At 67.7% G+C, this 18,887-nt stretch carries 17 protein-coding genes; 9 read left to right on the top strand and 8 right to left on the bottom strand.

Annotated elements, in window-relative coordinates; all coding sequences use genetic code 11:
- Window positions 1-4: 4 nt before the first annotated feature.
- Together lra1 and AC1RM6_RS19955 are read right to left on the bottom strand one after the other, a co-directional pair.
- Window positions 5-769 carry an L-rhamnose 1-dehydrogenase Lra1 gene (gene lra1 / locus AC1RM6_RS19960; RefSeq protein WP_493104433.1) on the bottom strand — a complete coding sequence of 255 codons (765 nt, stop codon included), beginning with the start codon at window positions 767-769 and terminating at the stop codon, window positions 5-7.
- Between the two features lie 165 nt (window positions 770-934).
- Window positions 935-1,735 carry an IclR family transcriptional regulator gene (locus AC1RM6_RS19955; RefSeq protein WP_493104431.1) on the bottom strand — a complete coding sequence of 267 codons (801 nt, stop codon included), beginning with the start codon at window positions 1,733-1,735 and terminating at the stop codon, window positions 935-937.
- A 175-nt stretch (window positions 1,736-1,910) separates the two neighbouring features.
- On the opposite strand from AC1RM6_RS19955, the gene rhmD reads away from it, so the two are divergent.
- The 8 genes from rhmD to AC1RM6_RS19915 all read left to right on the top strand — a co-directional run bounded on the left by rhmD (window position 1,911) and on the right by AC1RM6_RS19915 (window position 11,434).
- Complete coding sequence (gene rhmD, locus AC1RM6_RS19950; protein WP_493104429.1) at window positions 1,911-3,098, top strand: L-rhamnonate dehydratase; 1,188 nt, start codon at window positions 1,911-1,913, stop codon at window positions 3,096-3,098.
- Window positions 3,099-3,281: 183 nt separating this feature from the next.
- Window positions 3,282-4,154: a 2,4-didehydro-3-deoxy-L-rhamnonate hydrolase gene (locus AC1RM6_RS19945; protein ID WP_493104427.1), complete on the top strand. Its 873-nt coding sequence runs from the start codon at window positions 3,282-3,284 to the stop codon at window positions 4,152-4,154.
- Entirely contained in the window at window positions 4,151-4,900 is a 750-nt protein-coding gene (locus tag AC1RM6_RS19940; RefSeq protein ID WP_493104425.1) for an SDR family NAD(P)-dependent oxidoreductase, read from the top strand. Before AC1RM6_RS19945 ends, AC1RM6_RS19940 begins: the two co-directional genes overlap by 4 nt.
- A gap of 69 nt (window positions 4,901-4,969) precedes the next feature.
- A complete protein-coding gene (locus tag AC1RM6_RS19935; RefSeq protein ID WP_493104423.1) occupies window positions 4,970-5,890 on the top strand; it encodes an amidohydrolase family protein in 921 nt (306 codons plus the stop codon).
- Window positions 5,887-6,969, top strand: a complete 1,083-nt coding sequence (rhaT, locus tag AC1RM6_RS19930) for an L-rhamnose/proton symporter RhaT (protein WP_493104422.1) — start codon at window positions 5,887-5,889, stop codon at window positions 6,967-6,969. Before AC1RM6_RS19935 ends, rhaT begins: the two co-directional genes overlap by 4 nt.
- 2 nt (window positions 6,970-6,971) lie before the next feature.
- Window positions 6,972-8,585 carry a glycoside hydrolase family 43 protein gene (locus tag AC1RM6_RS19925; protein WP_493104421.1) on the top strand — a complete coding sequence of 538 codons (1,614 nt, stop codon included), beginning with the start codon at window positions 6,972-6,974 and terminating at the stop codon, window positions 8,583-8,585.
- 202 nt (window positions 8,586-8,787) lie between these two features.
- Window positions 8,788-10,356 carry an MGH1-like glycoside hydrolase domain-containing protein gene (locus tag AC1RM6_RS19920; RefSeq protein ID WP_493104419.1) on the top strand — a complete coding sequence of 523 codons (1,569 nt, stop codon included), beginning with the start codon at window positions 8,788-8,790 and terminating at the stop codon, window positions 10,354-10,356.
- 208 nt (window positions 10,357-10,564) lie between these two features.
- Window positions 10,565-11,434, top strand: coding sequence for a polysaccharide deacetylase family protein (locus AC1RM6_RS19915; protein WP_493104417.1), 870 nt, complete (start codon window positions 10,565-10,567; stop codon window positions 11,432-11,434).
- A 13-nt stretch (window positions 11,435-11,447) separates the two neighbouring features.
- Here the strand turns inward: AC1RM6_RS19915 and AC1RM6_RS19910 are convergent, their stop codons facing one another.
- From AC1RM6_RS19910 to AC1RM6_RS19890, 5 genes are all read right to left on the bottom strand, one after another.
- Window positions 11,448-11,954, bottom strand: coding sequence for a GNAT family N-acetyltransferase (locus AC1RM6_RS19910; RefSeq protein WP_493104415.1), 507 nt, complete (start codon window positions 11,952-11,954; stop codon window positions 11,448-11,450).
- Window positions 11,951-12,241 (bottom strand): type II toxin-antitoxin system TacA family antitoxin, encoded by a 291-nt coding sequence (locus AC1RM6_RS19905; RefSeq protein WP_493104413.1) that lies wholly within the window; start codon window positions 12,239-12,241, stop codon window positions 11,951-11,953. The genes AC1RM6_RS19910 and AC1RM6_RS19905 overlap by 4 nt, the downstream gene beginning before the upstream one ends.
- A gap of 110 nt (window positions 12,242-12,351) precedes the next feature.
- On the bottom strand, window positions 12,352-14,469 hold the full coding sequence (locus AC1RM6_RS19900; protein ID WP_493104411.1) for a M3 family metallopeptidase: 2,118 nt from the start codon (window positions 14,467-14,469) through the stop codon (window positions 12,352-12,354).
- A gap of 70 nt (window positions 14,470-14,539) precedes the next feature.
- On the bottom strand, window positions 14,540-15,295 hold the full coding sequence (locus tag AC1RM6_RS19895; RefSeq protein WP_493104410.1) for an SDR family NAD(P)-dependent oxidoreductase: 756 nt from the start codon (window positions 15,293-15,295) through the stop codon (window positions 14,540-14,542).
- Between the two features lie 24 nt (window positions 15,296-15,319).
- A complete protein-coding gene (locus AC1RM6_RS19890; RefSeq protein WP_493104409.1) occupies window positions 15,320-16,354 on the bottom strand; it encodes an aldo/keto reductase in 1,035 nt (344 codons plus the stop codon).
- A gap of 111 nt (window positions 16,355-16,465) precedes the next feature.
- Between AC1RM6_RS19890 and AC1RM6_RS19885 the strand changes: the two genes are divergently transcribed.
- A complete protein-coding gene (locus tag AC1RM6_RS19885; protein WP_493104407.1) occupies window positions 16,466-17,080 on the top strand; it encodes a TetR/AcrR family transcriptional regulator in 615 nt (204 codons plus the stop codon).
- Window positions 17,081-17,114: 34 nt separating this feature from the next.
- On the opposite strand, the gene AC1RM6_RS19880 is transcribed toward AC1RM6_RS19885, so the two are convergent.
- Window positions 17,115-18,350, bottom strand: a complete 1,236-nt coding sequence (locus AC1RM6_RS19880) for a flavin monoamine oxidase family protein (protein WP_493104405.1) — start codon at window positions 18,348-18,350, stop codon at window positions 17,115-17,117.
- Window positions 18,351-18,887: the final 537 nt, after the last annotated feature.

Raw genomic sequence — 18,887 nt, 5'->3', positions numbered from 1 at the left:
ATCTTCATTGCAGGTTGACGAACATGCCGCCGTCGACCAGCAGCGCGGCGCCGGTGACATAGCGGGCAAGGTCGGAGGCGAGGAAGATGATCGGCCCGGCCAGGTCGTCGGGTTCGCCGAGCCGGCCGAGCGGCACCCGCGCCGCCATCGCCTCGCGCTTGGCGGTGTCGGCGAGATCGTCCTTGTTGATGTCGGTCAGGATCGTGCCGGGCAGCACCGAATTGCAGCGGATGCCGTGGCGGCCGAGCGCGATCGCCGCCGACTGCATCAGCGAATGCACTCCCGCCTTGGTCGGGGTGTAATGGGTCTGATATTCGCCGCCGACCAGCGCCGAGATCGACGACACCGCGACGATCGCGCCGCCGCGGCCCTGCGCGACCATCGCATTGGCCGCCGCCTGGACCATATAATAGGCGCCGTGGAGATTGACCTTCATCGTCCGTTCGAAGGTCTCGGCCGGCATGTCGAGGAAGCTGTGGAACGGGCAGATCCCGGCATTGCTGACGAAGATGTCGACCCCGCCCAGCGCCGCGCGCGCGGCATCGACGAACGCCGCGGCGCTCGCCGGATCGGCGACGTCGCCCTGCACCGCGATCGCCCGCCGTCCGAGCGCCTCGATCGCGGCGACGCAGCTTTGCGCGCTGCCGTCCTCGACCAGATAGTTGATCGCGACATCGGCGCCATGGCGGGCCGCCGCGATCGCGGTCGCCCGGCCGATCCCGGCCGCGCCGCCGGTGACGAGCATGGTCTTGCCCTCGATCAATCCCACGCCGTCTTCTCCTTCTTCCGCTTTCTTCTACCTTCGTTCGTCCCCTCCAAACCCCCGTCATCCCGGCGGAGGCCGGGATCTCAGGAGATGAGCGAGCGCGCTATCCGCACGAGATTCCGGCCTCCGCCGGAATGACGATGAGGGGAGGAGTTCCCACCAGCCCCCTCAATCCTTCCCCGACCAGCCCAGATCCCCGCTGATCGCCTGCGCGGTGCCGCGAACCTCGGCGGTCAGCGCGGCCATGCGGGCGTCGTCCATATATTGCGCGGCGCTCGACACGCTGATCGCGCCGACGATCTTGCCGCGGACATCGCGGATCGGGGCGGCGACGCAGCGGATCAGGTCCTCATTCTCCTGGAGGTCGAAGGCGTAACCGCCCGCGACATAGTCCTGCATCCGGCCTTCCCAGACCGCATAGTCGGCCGGCGGCGCGCCTTCGGCCTGGTCCTGGTCGAACAGTTCGCGCCAGCGCGCCGGCGTCTCGTCGAGCAGCAGCGCCTTGCCGAGTCCGGTCGAGGTCAGCGGATGGCGCTCGCCGATCCGGCTGCTGATCTCGACCCGGCGGCGGCCGGGGATCTTGTCGAGATAGAGCGCATGGGTCTGCTCGGTGATGCCCATATGGACGGTGTCTTCGGTCGAGGTGGCGAGCGCCTCGATATGCGGGCGCGCGACCTGGACGATGTCGGTCTGGCGCTGCGCGAGGAAGCCGAGTTCGAGCAGCTTGGGGCCGAACTGATAGCCCAGGCGCGGGGTGAAGCTCAGATAGCGGCGGTCGATCAGCGCCGCCGCCAGCCGGTGCGCTGTCGAACGGGTGAGCCCCAGCCGCGCGGCCAGCGCGGCGAGCGGCAGCGGGCCGTCGGCGACCGCCTCGATCACGTCGAGCCCGCGCAGCAGCGTCTGGCTGCCCGCCTGCGCCTTCGCGCCGGTGCCGGCGTCCAAATCATCGTTTGACGTGTTGTTTCTCATTTAATAACATGCTTTCTCATAATATGGGACTTTGGCAAGCGCAAAACGTTGGCAGCGCAAATTGCGAGAGGATGATCGACGTGAACCTCGGCTCTGGACAGGCTGTCCGGTTTCCTTCGGGACGTGATACCAAATGCTGGGATAGCCTGCGCGGCTTTTTCGGCGCGTGGCCTGCATGAGCCTGCCCCGCATCAAGCATGTCCGCGCCTTCACCGTGCGCGGCGGCGGCGCCGACTATCATGACCAGGCGGCCGGCCACTGGATCGACGACCATATCGCGACCCCGATGGCGCGCTATCCCGAATATCGCCAGTCGCGGCAGAGCTTCGGGATCAACGTGCTCGGCACTTTGGTGGTCGAGATCGAGGCCGACGACGGCACGATCGGCTTCGCGGTGACGACGGGCGGTGAACCTGCGGCGTTCATCGTCGAGCGCCATCTCGCGCGTTTCCTCGAAGGCCGAAACCCCGCCGAATATGAGAAGATCTGGGACCAGATGTACTTCTCGACCCAATATTATGGCCGCAAGGGGCTGGTGGTGAACGCGATCTCCGGGGTCGACCTGGCGCTGTGGGATCTGCTCGGCAAGCTCCGCCAGGAGCCGGTCCATGCGCTGCTCGGCGGCGCGGTCCGCGACGAACTCCAGTTCTACGCGACCGGCGCGCGCCCCGATCTCGCGAAACAGATGGGGTTCATCGGCGGCAAGCTGCCGCTTCACCATGGCCCCGCCGAGGGGATCGAGGGGCTCCACAGGAATATCGCCGAACTCGCCGAGATGCGCAGCCGGGTCGGCGAGGATTTCTGGCTGATGCTCGATTGCTGGATGGCGCTCGACCTCGATTACGCCACCCGGCTCGCGACCCGCGCCTGGGACGAATGCGGGCTCAAATGGATCGAGGAGGCGCTCAGCCCCGACGATTATTGGGGCTATGCCGACCTTCGGCGCAACGTGCCGAAGGGGCTGCTCGTCACCACCGGCGAACATGAGGCGACCCGCTGGGGCTTCCGCATGCTGCTCGAGATGGAGTGTTGCGACATCATCCAGCCCGATGTCGGCTGGTGCGGCGGGATCACCGAACTGCTCAAGATCTCGGCGCTCGCCGATGCCCGCGGCAAGATGGTCGTGCCGCATGGCTCGTCGGTCTACAGCTATCATTTCGTCATCACCCGCCACAATTCGCCGTTCGCCGAATTCCTGATGATGCACCCCGAACCGAGCGAGGTGGTGCCGATGTTCGCGCCGCAGCTGCTCGGCGAGCCGGTGCCAGTCGACGGCCGGATCAAGGCTTCGGCGCTCGACAAGCCCGGCTTCGGCGTCGAGCTCAACCGCGAGATCGCGCTCAACCGGCCGTACACGCATTGATGGTGGTCGGAACCGATCTTCTTAATTCTAGCCCCTCCCTTTCAAGGGAGGGGTTGGGGTGGGTCGCGAGCGAAGCGAGCGTCCACGCCAGAACCCAAAGCGCCCTCAGCGGCATCGAGCCGCCTCGGTCGCGACCCACCCCCTAACCCCTCCCTTGAAGGGAGGGGAGAAAATGAGGACACCATGAAACTCTGTCGTTTCGGCCCGCGCGGCCAGGAAAAGCCCGGGATCGTCGACGCCGACGGCCGCATCCGCGACCTGTCGGGCATCGTCGCCGACCTCACCGCCGACCAGCTCTCGGCCGCCGCGCTGGCGAAGCTTGGCGGCGTCGATCCGGCGAGCCTGCCGCTGGTCGACGCCGACGCCCGTTACGGCGTGCCGGTCAAGGGCATCGGCAAGATCGTCGCGATCGGCCTCAACTATGAGGACCATGCGATCGAATCGAACCTGCCGATCCCGACCGAGCCGGTGATGTTCATGAAGGCGCTGTCGAGCCTGACCGGCCCCTATGACGAGGTGATGCTGCCCAGGGACGCCACCCATGGTGACTGGGAGGTCGAACTCGGGGTGATCATCGGCAAGACCGCGCGCTATGTCGAGGAAGACGCCGCGCTCGATCATGTCGCCGGCTATGTCCTCGCCAACGACGTCTCCGAGCGTTTCAACCAGAAGCAGCGCGGCAGCCAGTGGAGCAAGGGCAAGGGCCACGACACCTTCTGCCCGGTCGGCCCCTGGCTGGTGACCGCCGACGAGATCGCCGATCCGCAGGATTTCGACATGCATCTCGACGTCAACGGGGTGCGGATGCAGACCGGCAACAGCCGCACGATGATCTTCACGATCCGGCAGATCATCGCCTATCTCAGCCGCTATGTGACGCTCTATCCGGGCGACCTGATCATCACCGGCACCCCGCCGGGGGTGGGCGAGGGCAAGAAGCCCGAGGCGATCTACCTGAAGGCCGGCGACGTGATGGAGCTGTCGATCGCCGGGCTCGGCACCCAGCGCCAGAATGTCGTCGCCTGGCGCAACCTCGGCGACGAGGTGCTCGGATGAGCGTCTTCGCCGGCCGCTTCGCCGGGCGCGCCGCGGTGATCACCGGCGGCGCGTCGGGCCTCGGCAAGAAGGTCGCCGCGCGGATCGTCGCCGAAGGCGGGACGGTGTCGCTCTGGGATCTCAACGCCGATGCGCTCGACGCCGCCAAGGCCGAGGTCGGCGCGCAGCATGTCGTCGCGGTCGACATCTCGGACAGCGCGGCGGTGGCGCAGGCGGCGCAGGACAGCGCCGCCGCGCTCGGCCAGATCGACATCCTTATCTGCTCGGCCGGGATCACCGGCGCCACCGCGCCGCTCCACGACTATCCGATCGCGAGCTGGGAACACGTGATCGGCATCAACCTCAACGGGCTGTTCTTCTGCTGCCGCGCGGTGGTGCCGTTCATGATCGACCGGGGCTATGGCCGGATCGTCAACGTCGCCTCGGTCGCGGGCAAGGAGGGCAATCCCAACGCCTCGGCCTATTCGGCGTCGAAGGCGGGGGTGATCGGCCTCACCAAGTCGCTCGGCAAGGAACTGGCGACCAGGGGAATCATCGCCAATGCCCTGACCCCGGCGACCTTCGAAAGCCCGATCCTCGACCAGCTCCCCGAAAGCCAGGTCGATTATATGCGCTCGAAAATCCCGATGGGTCGGCTCGGCGAGGTCGACGAGAGCGCGGCGATGATCTGCTTCATGGCGTCGGAGGAGTGCAGCTTCACCACCGCCTCGACCTTCGACACCTCGGGAGGCCGCACGACCTTCTGATCCTGTGCCCTGATCCCGCGCCACGCGCACCGCCGCCGGTAACAGCCGGAGCGAGCCTGAGAGGATGCCATGAACGCGCTGCCCTTCGTCGATGCCCATGTCCATTTCTGGGATCTCGGCCATCTCGATTATGCCTGGCTGACCCCGCCCTTCACCGACAGCGGCCCGAACGGATGCGTCGCGCCGATCGCGACCGATTTCGGGCCTGCCGACTATCGCGCCGAGGCCGCGAACTGGAATGTCGCGGGCGTCGTCCACGTCGATGCCGGCGCCGATGCGTCGCAGGCGCTCGCCGAGACCGACTGGCTCGAAGGGCTGGCGGCATCCGACGGTCTGCCAGATGCGATCGTCGCCTTCGCCGCGCTCGACGATCCCGATGTCGAGGCGCTGCTCGCCGCCCATGCCGCGCGCCCGCATGTCCGCGGCATCCGCCAGATCGTCAACTGGCATGCCGATCCGAACCGCACCTACACCCCGCGCGACATCACCGGCGACGCCGCTTGGGCGCGCGGCTTCGCGCTGCTCGGCAAATATGGCCTGTCGTTCGACCTCCAGGCCTATCCGTCGCAATTTGCCGGCCTCGCCCGGCTGATCGCGCGCCATCCCGATGTGCCGGTGATCGTCAATCATGCCGGGATGGGGGTCGATCTCACCCCCGACGGCACCGCCCTGTGGCGCGCGGGCATGACGGCGCTCGCCGCCTTGCCCCATGTCCATGTCAAGCTGTCGGGGATGGGCTTCGTCTATCGCCCGTGGAGCGCCGAGGTGGTGCGCGGTCGCATCCTCGAGACGATCGACCTGTTCGGCACCGACCGGGCGATGGTCGCGAGCGACTTCCCGACCGACCGGCTGTTCGCGAGCTTCGACGCCATCGTCGGCGCGCAGGCCGACGCGATCGCCGATTTCAGCGATGATGAGCAGCGCGCGCTGTTCGGGGGGAACGCCAACCGCGTCTACCGCCTCAACCTCGATCTGGGAGAAACGTCGTGACCGCGAATCCGCTGCTCGGCGTCCTCTTCCACTGGATCGGCGGGCTCGCCTCGGCGAGTTTCTACGTCCCCTATCGCCGGGTGCGCGGCTGGTCCTGGGAGATCTACTGGCTGACCGGGGGCGTGGTCTCCTGGCTGATCGCGCCCTGGCTGTTCGCATCGCTTCGCACCCACGACCTGATCGGGGTGCTGCAGGCGGCGCCGACCCCGGTGCTGGTCTGGCCGGTGATCTTCGGGATGCTGTGGGGCTTCGGCGGGCTGACCTATGGGCTGACGATGCGCTATCTCGGCCTGTCGCTGGGGATGGCGGTGGTGCTCGGGCTGTGCACCGTCTTCGGAACGCTGATCCCGCCGATCTTCGCGGGCGAGTTCGCCGCCAAGCTGCTCGACACCCCGAGCGGCAATTTCGTCCTGCTCGGGCTGGTCGTCACCCTGTTCGGCATATTGATCGTGGCCTTCGCCGGCGCCCGCAAGGACGCCGCGCTGTCGGCCGAACAGAAGGCCGAGACGATCGCCGAGTTCGATTTCCGCAAGGGGGTGCTGGTCGCGATCTTCTCCGGGATCATGTCGTCCTGCTTCGCCTTCGGGCTCGCCGCGGGCGAGCCGATCAACGCGCTGTCGCAGGCCGCGGGCACCGATCCGCTGTGGGCGGGTCTGCCGGTGCTCTGCCTGGTGATGTTCGGCGGGCTGGTCACCAACGCGATCTGGTGCGCCTGGCTGATCGTCCGGGCAGGTTCCGCCGCCCAATGGTTCGGCCGGACGACACCTGGGGAAACGGGGGCGGGTGAAACCGCGAAGATCCCGCTCGCCGCCAATTTCGCCTTGTGCGCGCTGGCGGGGGCGGCCTGGTATTTCCAGTTCTTCTTCTATTCGATGGGCGAGAGCCAGATGGGGCGCTTCGGCTTCTCGTCCTGGACGGTGCACATGGCGTCGGTGATCATCTTCGGGACCCTGTGGGGCTTCGCCTTCCACGAATGGAAGGGCGCGCACCGCCGGGTGCGGGCGATGGTGTTTGCCGGGATCGGGGTGCTGCTGCTGGCGACTTTGATCATCGGCTATGGCAATCTGCTGGCGGTATGACGATGTTGCGCGCCCTCGCCCTGACGATCGCCGCGGGGTGCGCGATCGCCGCGGTTGCGGGCGCGAGCCAGACGCCGGCACCGACCTACAGCAACCCGATCCTGTTCGCCGATTATTCGGACCCCGACATCATCCGCGCCGGCGACGATTATTATCTGGTCGCGTCGAGCTTCCACTTCTCCCCCGGCATCCCGATCCTCCACTCGCGCGATCTCGTCCATTGGCGGATCGCCGGTCATGTCCTGCCAAAACTCCCCTTCGCGCCCGAATATGACATGCCGGGGCCGCATGTGCTCACCGACAAGGTCTCGAAACCGATCGGCGGCACCCGCTATGCCGGCGGGGTGTGGGCGCCGTCGATCCGCTTCCATGCCGGGCTGTTCTACGTCTATTGGGCGACCCCCGACGAAGGCATCTTCATGGCGACCGCGCGCCATCCCGAGGGGGTATGGAGCGCGCCGGTCAAGGTCATCGACCAGCCCAAATTGGAGGATCCCTGTCCGTTCTGGGATGATGACGGCCAGGCCTGGCTGGTCCATTCGCGCCACGGCGCCGGGCCGCTGATCCTCCACCGGATGAGCGCCGACGGCCGGCGGGTTCTCGACACGGGCGAGGTGATCGTCGAGGACAAGGCGAAGCTGCCGATCCTCGAAGGCCCGAAACTCTACAAGCGCAACGGCTTCTACTATATCCTCGCCCCGTTCGGCGGGGTCGAGAAAGGCGCGCAGGTCGCGCTGCGCGCCCGCAATATCCGCGGCCCCTATGAAGCGCGGGTGGTGCTGCGCCAGGGCGGCACCAGGCTCGAAGGTCCGCACCAGGGCGGCTGGGTCGAGACGCCGTCGGGGCAGGGCTGGTTCGTCCACTTCAACAGCACCGGCGCCTTCGGCCGGATCACCTATCTCGAACCGCTGACATGGGTCGACGACTGGCCGCTGATCGGCGAACCGATCGCCGGCGACGACCAGGCCGGCCAGCCGGTGGCGACCCATGCCATGCCCGACCTGCCGCGCCAGCGCCGACCCTGGACGTTGCAGGCCTCGGACGAATTTTCGGCGACCCGGCTCGGCCCGCAATGGGAATGGAATCACAATCCCGACGACCGCCTCTGGAGCCTGACCGCGCGGCGGGGCTTCCTGCGGCTGGGCTCGTCGCCTGCCGAGCATCTGGTCACCGCGCGCAACACCCTCACCCAGATCCTGCAGGGTCCGGCGAGCCGGATCACCGCGCGGATCGACGTCGCCCGGCTCGCCGACGGCCAGCGCGCCGGCCTGTCGCTGTTCGGGGTCGGGCCGAGCTGGATCGGCGTCGCCGGCGAAGCGGGCGCGCGGCGGATCATGCTCGCCGCGGCCGGGGTCGAAACCCCGGGCGCCGCGCTCGCTTCCAATATCGTCGACCTGCGCGCCGAGGTCGGGCGCGACCAGATGGTCCGCTACAGCTACAGCCTCGAACGGGGCCGCAGCTTCGTGCCGTTCGGCGATCCGATCAAACTGGCGCGCTTCTCCTGGTGGAAGGGATCGCGGCCGGCTTTGTTCAGCTTCCACCGTGGCGGGCAGGGCGGCTCGGTCGATGTCGACTGGGTGCATGTCGAGCCGGTCGCGGATAAGGCGGGGGGATGAGCGTGGAGATGTCAGGCCGCTTCGTACAACATAAGCCCCTCCCCTTCAGGGGAGGGGTTGGGGTGGGGCGCGAGCGTAGCGAGCGTCCGCGCTGGAACCAGAAGCGACTTCAGCGGCATCGAGCCGCTTTAGTCGCGCCCCACCCCCAAACCCCTCCCCTGAAGGGGAGGGGCTTAAAGTTTGAAGCCCTCCGGCTCTAGCGATGGACCGTCGATCCTTCCTCGCCGCGAGCGCCGCGACCCTGGCCGGGCTCGGCCGCGCCGCCGCTACCGAACCGGCGCTCACCCCCCACGCCCCCCGCTTCACCACCGCCAACGCCCGCTGGCAATCCGCCTATGACAAGGCGCTCGCCGTGCTCGCGCGCAACGTCCAGACCATGCCCTATGTCAGCGCGCCGGTGTTGATCGAGGGATCGGTCTATCAGGGGATCTGGCAGGAATGCGGGCCGCACGAGGCGCTGGTCTATCGCAGGTTCCGCCCCGACGTCGCCCGCAACAGCCATATGGCCTTCTTCGAGCTGCAGCGCGCCGACGGCCAGCTGCCCGCCAACAACAAGATCACTGAGACCAGCTTCGGCCAGATCCAGATGGTGGTGCCGATCGCCGCGACCGCCTGGGAACTCGCCCGCGCGACCGGCGACGCCGAACTGCTCGAGGCCGCCTATCGTGGCTGCTCGGCGTGGGACGGCTGGCTGATGCGCTACCGCAACACCCGCGGCACCGGGCTGGTCGAGGGCTTCTGCACCTACGACACCGGCCATGACAACAGCCCGCGCTGGGCCGGGCTGCCCAACCAGTGCCCCAACAAGGACGCGCGGCGCCACCACGACATCGCCGCGCTGCCGCGCCTGTGCCCTGATCTGTCGGCGACGATCTACGGCGCGCGGCGTGCGCTGGCGGCGATGGCGACCGCGCTCGGCCGGCGCGACGAGGCCGATCGCTGGACCGAACGCGCCGAGACCCTCCGCCGGGCGATCCTCGCGAAGCTCTACGTCGCCGCCGACGCCGCCTTCTACGATCTCGACGCGCAGGGCGATTTCGTGCGGGTGCGCGGCGACATCCTCAGCCGGGTGTGCGGCGAGCATGTCCCCGACCAGGCGCTGTTCGACGAACTATGGACCCGCCAGATCCACGATCCCAAGGCCTTCTGGTCGGCCTTTCCGCTGCCGTCGATCGCGCTCGACGATCCGCTGTTCGTGCGGCCGATCCCGGCCAACAGCTGGGGCGGGGCGGCGCAGGCGCTGACCGCGCTGCGCGCCGGGCGCTGGTTCGACCATTATGGCCGCTCGGCCGAATTCGCGGTGATGATGGAGCGCTGGTGCGCGGCGATCCAGGCCGACCCGACGATGCGCCAGCAGATCGACCCCTTGAGCGGGGAATTCACCCAGGCCGATCAGCCCGGCTATTCGCCGGCGGCGCTGGTGATGGTCGACTATACATGGCGGCTGATCGGGGTGGGCGAAGAGGCCGACGAGCTCCACTGGAATGCCCGCCCCGGCCATGGCGCCGCCCGCGACGCCCGGCTGGCGCTGACCACCGACGACCGCCGCGAGGCGGCGATGGCCTATGCCGGCGACGGCGTCGACCTGACCCTCGCCGGCCGGCCGGTCGGCCGGATCGCGGGCGGCGCCGCGCGGCTGGTCACCGACAAGGCGGGCAAGCCGGTCGCGCTGGTCGGGATCGACACCCGGCCGCAGCATGTCGTGTTGACGCTCGCGGGCCGGCCGGCGCGCCGGCTTATGGTCGCCGCCAATCGCCGCTATGCGCTGTGAGATCAACGGTCTTGAACTTTAATCCGTTCGTGTCGAGCGTAGTCGAGACACGCGGCGGTGGTGGAGCGTGGGTCGCTGCGCGACCCACGCTCGACTACGCTCGACACGAACGGAAAAGAGAGTCAGTCATTTCGACCGTTGCCATGAGATGAAGCGCTTCGCCCCCATCGCCCCCATCGCCCTCGTCGCGGCCGCCTGCACGGCGCTTATGCCTGCCGCCCTGCCGGCGAAAGGGCTCGAAATCACCTTCACCTGGGACGATCTGCCGGTCCACGGCCCGCTGGCGCCGGGCGACAGCCGGGTCGCGATCGGCGATCGCATCATCGCCGCGACCAGGGCGGCCGGGCTGCCGCCGCCTTATGGCTTCGTCAACGGGGTGCGCGAGCAACAGGAACCCGGATCGGGAACGATGCTCGACCATTGGCGCGCCGCCGGTTTCCCGCTCGGCAACCATGGCTGGTCGCACCTCAACCTCGCGACCCACGACGCTACGGCCTATGCAGCCGATATCGCCAGGAACGAGGCGGGCATTGCCGGCCGGATGGCGAACCAGGACTGGCACTGGTTCCGCTACCCTTTCCTGTCCGAGGGCGACACGCTCGAAAAGACCGGCGCGATCCGTTCATATCTGAGCGACCATCGCTACCGCATCGCCGGCGTGACGATGAGCTTCGGCGACTATATGTGGAACGAGCCCTATGCGCGCTGCGTCGCCAAGGGCGACCAGGCGGCGATCGCCTGGCTCGAGGCGAGCTACCTCGCCGCCGCTGCCGAGGACATCTATTACAGCCGAACGCTGTTCCGCACGCTCGAAGGCCGCGACATTCCCTATGTCCTGCTGATGCATGTCGGCTCGCTCGACGCGGTGATGCTGCCGCGGTTGATCGACCTCTATCGCCGCCACGGCTTCGCCTTCGTCTCGCTCGAACAGGCGCAGCGCGACCCTTATTATCGCGGCTATAGGGACCCGAAGGCCGGGGCGGCGCCGCAGCCGCCCGAGGCGCGGATGAAGGCGAGGGGGCTGACGCTGCCGCCGCGGCACGCTTATGGCGCGGAACTGCAGGCGATCTGCCGCTGAGGCCGTGCTGCGTTCAACCGATGGAGCGCCGGATGTCCTTCAAGAGACTATGAAGATGATAGGCATCGGTCGGTGACGGTTCGAAACCATGCTTCAGGTAGAAGTCCCGTGCCGCATCATCCTTGGCGTGAACGACGAGCGCACGAATTCCGGCGAGATCGGCGGCCTGGAGCGTTCGCAGCATCGCATCCTTGAGCAGCCCCGCGCCCAGGCGCTTTCCCTGATAGTCGGTCGCGACCGCCAGCCGGGCCAGCAGCATGACCGGCACCGGATGGCGCGCCATGCCTTTGGTCAACCGGTCGGCGGCATCGGCATGGGCGACCTCGCCCACTGTGAGGCTGTAGAAGCCGACCACGCGATCGTCGTGAAGCGCCAGATAGCTGTTGCTGGCACCGGATTGTTGGCTCTGCAGCGCGTGGCGAATGAGAAAGCGATTGAGCGCGTCCTTGCCGCAATCAAAGTCTTCGACGGCATGCGTGCGGTCGAGTTTTTCGATCCGCAGCGCGGCCGCTTCGCTCATTTGGCCGGGGATTGTTCGAAAACGCTCGGTTCGGCGAGCAGCTTGCGCAGCGCGGGGATGGATTTGGCGGGCGCATCGAGCGCGTCCTGAAAGGCCTGCCATTGTGCGGCATCCAGATCGAAGCGCGTCCGGTCGGGCAGCGTTTCCGCGGCGCGCGCCAACGCACTTTCGATCACGAACTCGCTGACCGAACGCGAACTCGCGACCGCCGCCATCTGCAGAATCTGCTTGGCGGTCGGCGTGAGCCGTAGGTCGAGCTTTTCAGTGCGGGGCGCCGGACGGGTCATGATCAGTCTCCGCAACCCCCATACAAGAATTGCCCGACATTGTCATGACAAATCAGACGGTGCTCGTCCTGCGAGCGATCCGGACCGACGCATCTGTCCGCCTCCGCCCCTCACTTCCCCGCCGGCAACAGCCCCCGGTCGCGCAGCATCGGGTCGATGTCGGGATCCTTGCCGTAAAAGGCACGGAACATCACGTCATAGTCCTGGCTGTGGCCGCGCGACAGGACGAGGTCGCGGAAGCGGTCGCCGTTCGCACGGGTCAGGCCGCCATGGCTTTCGAACCAGGCGAAGGCGTCGTTCTCGAGCATCTGGGTCCACAGATAGCCATAATAGCCGGCGGCATAGCCGCCCGACCAGATATGCTGGAAATAGCTGGTGCGATACCGCGGCGGCACGAGGCCGGTCTCGAGTCCCATCTTCTTGAGCGCGGCGGTCTCGAATGCATCGACATCCTGCTTGGGCGCGGTCGGCGGCAGCGCATGCCATTGCATGTCGAGTTCGGCGGCGGCGATCAGCTCGCCCAGCGCATAGCCCTGGTTGAACTTGGCCGCCTGCTTGATCTTGGCGACCAGGGGGGCGGGCATCGGCGCGTGGGTCTGGTAATGGACCGCATAATTGGCGAACACCGCCGGATCGAGCGCCCAATGCTCGTTGAACTGCGACGGGAACTCGACGAAATCGCGCGCCGACGCGCCCAGCGACGGATAGCCGATCTGCGAGAACAGCCCGTGCAGCGCATGGCCGAATTCGTGGAACATGGTGGTGACGTCGTCGAAGCTGATCAAGGCGGGCTGGCCCGGCGCTGGTTTGGGCAGGTTGGCGACGTTGTAGATCACCGGGGTGGTGCCGAGCAGCTTCGACTGGCTGACGAAGCTGCTGTTCCAGGCGCCGCCCTGCTTGTTGTCGCGCTTGTAATAGTCGCAATAGAACAGGCCGAGATGCTTGCCGTCGCGGTCGAACACCTCGAACACCCGCACGTCGGGGTTGTAGACCGGGATGTCGTGGCGTTCCTTGAAGCTGATCCCGTACAGCTGGTGCGCGGCGAAGAACACGCCCTTTTCCAGCACCGTGTTGATCTCGAAATAGGGTTTGACCTCCTTCTCGTCGAGGTCGAACCGCGCCTTGCGGACCTGCTCGGCATAGCGGTCCCAGTCCCACGGCTTGACCGTGAAATCGCCGCCTTGCGCCTTGATCGCTGCGTCGATCTCGCCGGCCTCGCGGCGCTGCTGTGCGGCGGTCGCCGGGATCAGCTTGGCCATGAACGCCTCGGCGGTCGCCGGGGTGCGCGCCATCTGGTCCTCGAGCACATAGGAGGCCCAGTCGGGATAGCCGAGCAGCCTGGCCTTCTGCGCGCGCAGCTGGGCGATCGTCGCCGCGGTGTCGCGGGTGTCGTTGGCGTCGCCCTTCTCGCTGCGCGTCCAGCTCAGGTCGAACAATCGCTCGCGCACCGCCCGGTCGGCGAGCGACTGCAGCGCCGGCTGCTGGGTGGTGTTCTGCAGCGGCACCACCCATTTGCCGGCGAGCCCGCGCGCCTTCGCCGCCTCGGCCGCCGCGGCGATCCCGGCCTCGCCCAATCCGTCGAGCTGTTTGGGATCGTCGACCACCAGCCCGCCGGCCTTGGTGCCCGCGAGCAGCTTCTGGACGAACGCGGTCTGCAGCGTCGACAGCTGGCGGTTGAGGTCGCGCAACGTCACCTTGTCGGCGTCGGAGAGCTGCGCGCCGGCGCGGATGAAACGCTGGTGGACGATCTTGAGCAGCTGCGCCTGTTCGGCATCGAGATGGAGCGTCGCGCGCTTTTCGTAGAGCGCATGCACCCGCGCGAACAGCGCCGGATCGAGATAGATCGCGTCGTTGTGCGCGGCGAGCTCCGGCGCCATCGCCTTCTGCACCGCCTGGCGCGCCGGGTTGGTGTCGGCCTGGTTGACCGCGCCGAACGCCGCCGACACCCGGCGCAGCATCGCCCCCGACCGCTCCATCGCGACGATGACATTGTCGAAGCTCGGCGCCGCCTTGCTGTCGGCGATCGCGCGGATCTCGGCGATCTGCTGCGCCATGCCCTGGTCGAAGCCGGGCTGATAATCGGCGTCGGTGATCCGGTCGAACGGCGGCGCCTCGAACGGCAATGTGCTGCGCGCGGCGAACGGGTTGTCGGCGGCGCGGGCGATGGTGGGCGCGGTCGCCGCCGACAATATGGCGGCCGAGGCCAGGAACAGCGTGACGCGCTTCATCGGGCAGGATCCTTCATCGAAACATGCACGATGCTGTAACCGGGCGGGCGCGGCGGGCAAAGGGGGACGCTCACCAGGGGATGGTGGTGTCGTTCCAGCGCGTGAAGGTTCCGGTCGGGCCGTCCGGGCCGAGCAGGGCGACCCGCACCACCTCGCGCGAGCCGTCCTCGACCGACTGGGTGCCCTCATAGCCGTTGAGATTGGTGCTGGTGAAACCGGGCGAGACCAGGTTGATCTTGATGTTGCTGGTCTCCAGCTCGACCATCATCGCGAGCGTCATCGCATTGAGCGCGGTCTTGGAGGCGGCATAGCCGGGCCCGAACATCGGATGATAGGGATAAGACGGGTCGGCGTTCAGTCCCAGCGAACCGACCGCGCTCGACACGTTGACGATGCGGGCGTCCGAAGACTGCCGCAGCAGCGGCAGCATCGCCTGATAGACCGCGAGCACGCCGAACACATTGGTTTCCCACACCGCGCGGATCTCGTCGATCGGCACGTTGCTCGGCCGGGAGATCGCGCCATAGGCTTCGAGCGACAGATCGCCCTTTCGCGTGTTCGAGATCGCCGCATTGTTGACCAGCAGATCGAGGCGGCCGAACCGGGTGCGGATATGGTCCGCCGCCGCCGTGATTGACGCCGCATCCGTGACGTCGAGCTGGAGCGCGATCGCGCCGGCGCCGATGCCGCTGGCAGCGGCCTCGCCGCGGGCGGCGTCGCGCGCGCCGACGAACACGGTGACGCCGTTCGCGACCAGTTCCTTGGCGACCTGCAGGCCGACCCCCTGATTGGCCCCGGTCACCAGGGCGATGCGTGTATCGTTCATAGGAAGATCCTTATCATGTCGGGTTCAGGCGGCGGCGCGTTCGGCCACCGGGCGGCGGCGCAGCGCCGCCTGTGCGATCGGCGGCGGCGAATAGGCCGCCCCTTCGAGCGGCGCGACATCGGTGCCGGGCGGCACGATCGCGTCGATCCGGTCGAGCATCTCGTCGCTCAGCACGACCCCGGCGCCATCGAGCAGGCCGTCGAGCTGCTCCATCGTGCGCGGACCGATGATCGCCGCGGTGAGCGCGGGGTGGGCGACGACGAAGGCGAGCGCCATGTGGATGATCGATATCCCGGCGCTTTCGGCCAGCGGGATCAGCTGCTCGACGGCGGCCAGGCTGCCCCGATCGGACATCGCCTTGGGGAAGACGCGCGCCCGCAGCGAATCGGGCTGCGCCTGCCCCTGGCGATATCGGCCGGTGAGCATGCCCTTGGCGAGCGGGCTCCACGCCATCACCCCCATGCCGTGAAGCTGGCAGGTCGGCAGCACCTCGCGCTCGATCGACCGGTTGAGGATCGAATAAGGCGGCTGTTCGGTGCGGAACCGCGCCAGCCCGCGGCGCTCGGCGACCCATTGCGCCGCGACGATGTCGGATGCCGGAAAGGTCGACGCGCCGATCGCGCGGACCTTGCCCTCGCGCATCAGGTCGGTGAGCACCGACAGCGTCTCCTCGATATCGGTGTCGGGTGCGGGGCGGTGAATCTGGTACAGGTCGATATGGTCGGTCTGCAACCGGCGCAGCGAATCCTCGACGGCGCGGGTGATCCAGCGTCGCGAATTGCCCTGCATGTTCGGGTCGTCGCCCATCGGTCCATGGACCTTGGTCGCCAGCACGATGCGATCGCGCCGCCCCTTGATCGCCTTGCCGACGATCTCCTCGGATTCGCCCTGGCTGTAGCGGTCGGCGGTGTCGATGAAGTTGATCCCGAAATCGATCGTCTTGTGGATGATCCGGATGCATTCGTCATGGTCGGGATTGCCGATGCCGCCGAACATCATCGCGCCCAGGCAATAAGGCGAGACCTTGATGCCGGTGCGTCCCAGCGAGCGGTGCTGCATGCGAATCTCCTGAAGCCGTTGCCGACATCGCCGGGTTGCGATAATGCAACCAAACGGAACGGTATTCCGGTTATATACGGAGCACTGTTCCGTTTAGCAAGTGGGAAGAGCGTGCACGACGGATTCGGGCAGGATGGCGATGGCAGCGAGCCGCAGGCGGGCGGGGAGCGGCGCCTGCGGGCGGATGCGCAGCGCAGCGTCGACGCGCTGCTCGAAGCGGCGAAATCGGTGTTCGCGACCTCGGGCGTCGACGCGCCGGTGCGCGAGATCGCCGACCGCGCCGGGGTCGGCATCGGCACCCTGTACCGCCGCTTTCCCCAGCGGGCCGACCTGATCGCCGCGGTGTTCCGGCGCGAGATGGACATCTGCATCGACGCGGCCCCGATGCTGGCGGCCGACCATCCGCCGTTCGAGGCGCTCGCGCACTGGCTGCAGCTTTATGCGACCTTCGTCGGCACCAAACGCGGTCTTGCCAAGGCGCTGCATTCGGGCGACCCGGCATTCGAACCGTTGCGGACGCGGTTCGAGCAGCGGCTGCGACCGGCCTTCCTGACCCTGTTCGCGGCCGCCGCCGCCGCCGGCATGGTGCGGGGCGATGTCGATGCCGACGAGATATTGGGCGCGGTCGCGAGCCTGTGCATGTCGGCCTATGACGACCGGCCCGATCATGCGCGGCGCATGGTCGCGCTGTTCGTCGACGGGATGCGCTATGGCGCGCGTTCCTGACCGACGCCCCTGATTCAGCGCGGCTCGGATTTTTTCAGACCAGCCGTTCGACGATCTCCCCGGCGGCACGGATGCCGCTTTCCCACGCGCCATGCACGGTCGAGAAATCGGACCGATGCGTCGCCTCGCCCGCGAAGAAGATCCGGTCGTCGATCGGCCGGGCCAGCGTCGCCCGCGCCGCGGCGTGGCCGGGCAGCGCATGGCTGTACGATCCGCCGATCCAGTCGGTCCGGCACCAGGACGAGGCCGCCAGCGGCCGCAGATGCCGCCGGATATCGCTGCCCATCAGCGCCACCAGTTCGTCCAAGGCGAAGGCGAAGGCGTCGGTCAGCCCGGCCTGCTCGATCCGCACCGCGCCGGTACCGCCGAAGAACCCCTCGATCAGCGGGCGGCCGAGCGGGCGGATATAATAGCTGCCGGTGTCGGGGCTGCGCGGATTGCCGAGCAGATGGGTCTCGGGCTCGAAGCCATGATCGCCGTGCAGTTCGAAGAACAATTTGTCGGCAAGGCCGAGCGGCAGCCGGCTGGCGGCGTCGAGATGATCGTCGGCGCCCCCGTTGAAACTGCCGTCGAACGCGATCGCCTCACCGGCGAGCATGTTGGTCGACACCGTGACCAGCGCCGTCCGCGCGGCGACCGGTCCGCGATCGGTGTCGAGGCGGATGCCTTGGCCGGTCAGCGCGATCCGGCGCACCGGGGTCGACAGCTTGAGCCGCACATCGGGCAGCGACGCCGCGATCAGATGGCCATAGCCCTCGCGCACCCGCCAATTGCGGTCGCTGGCGGCGTTGTCATAGGCGAGGAAGTCGGCGATCGACAGCCGGTCGAGCGGGGCGCCGTTCATATAGCCGCTCAGCGACTGGCAATAGGCGTTCCATGCGCCGTTGGGCGGCAGCGCGTCGCTGGCCCGGTCGCCGGGCGGCGGATCGTCGCGCAGCCGCGTTTCGAGCGCGTCCCACGCGCCGGCCGCCGCCGCCTGTTCGTTGGGCGTGAAGCCCAGATCGCGCCATTGCTGCCGCCAGGCGGTCTCGCCGCCGACCACCGCGAAACCCTGCGCCCGCGCGACCTCGACCAGCGGATTGCGCTCGGCCGAATGCAGCCAGCCGCACCCCATGTCGAGCGGCATCCCGCCCAGTTCGATCGTCCAGCCGCGCCCGCCGACCCGGTCGCTGGCCTCGATCACCACCACCGACCGCCCCGCCGCCGCCAACGCCCGCGCCGCCGCGATCCCGGCGGCACCCGCCCCGATTATCGCAACATCGATATCCATCCACGCGGCTCCGCCCAATGCTGACGGCCGAAACCTTGGCGTCCATCTCGGTTCGTGTCGAGCGCAGTCGAGACAGCCCGTGGTCAGCGCCCATGGGAAACCGACATCCCATACCCGTTTCTATGGGCGCCAACTTGGCCACACCGGCCCCTCTCCCACTTCTTGCTAACGGATGCACACATCGGGTTGAACCTTGCAGATCCTCCCTAAACCGTAGGTTTGGGGAGGGGGACCGCGAAGCGGTGGAGGGGTCTGCGCAACGTCGATAGCGCAGAAAACCCCTCCACCATCCTGCGGATGGTCCCCCTCCCCACGCTACGCGTAGGGAGGATCTTGTCCGCGGCGCTTCCGGCACCCGATGTGTGCATGCGATAGTGCTTCTTGGGAGAGGGTAGGGAGAGGACTCTTCTTCTGATCTCTTTCGGTAGGAGGCAGAGGAAGAAGCGGCCCTGCGGTCGAGTCAACGCCCATCCCCGCAACCCGCTGCACCGAAATCACCACCGCTGGCACCCACGCAAAGCGCTGCTACACTCGCGC

This window comes from Rhizorhabdus sp. GW822-FHT03C02, assembly GCF_058801765.1.
Note: the sequence above shows the minus strand (reverse complement) of the source record. Positions and strands in the feature narration are given on the sequence as shown.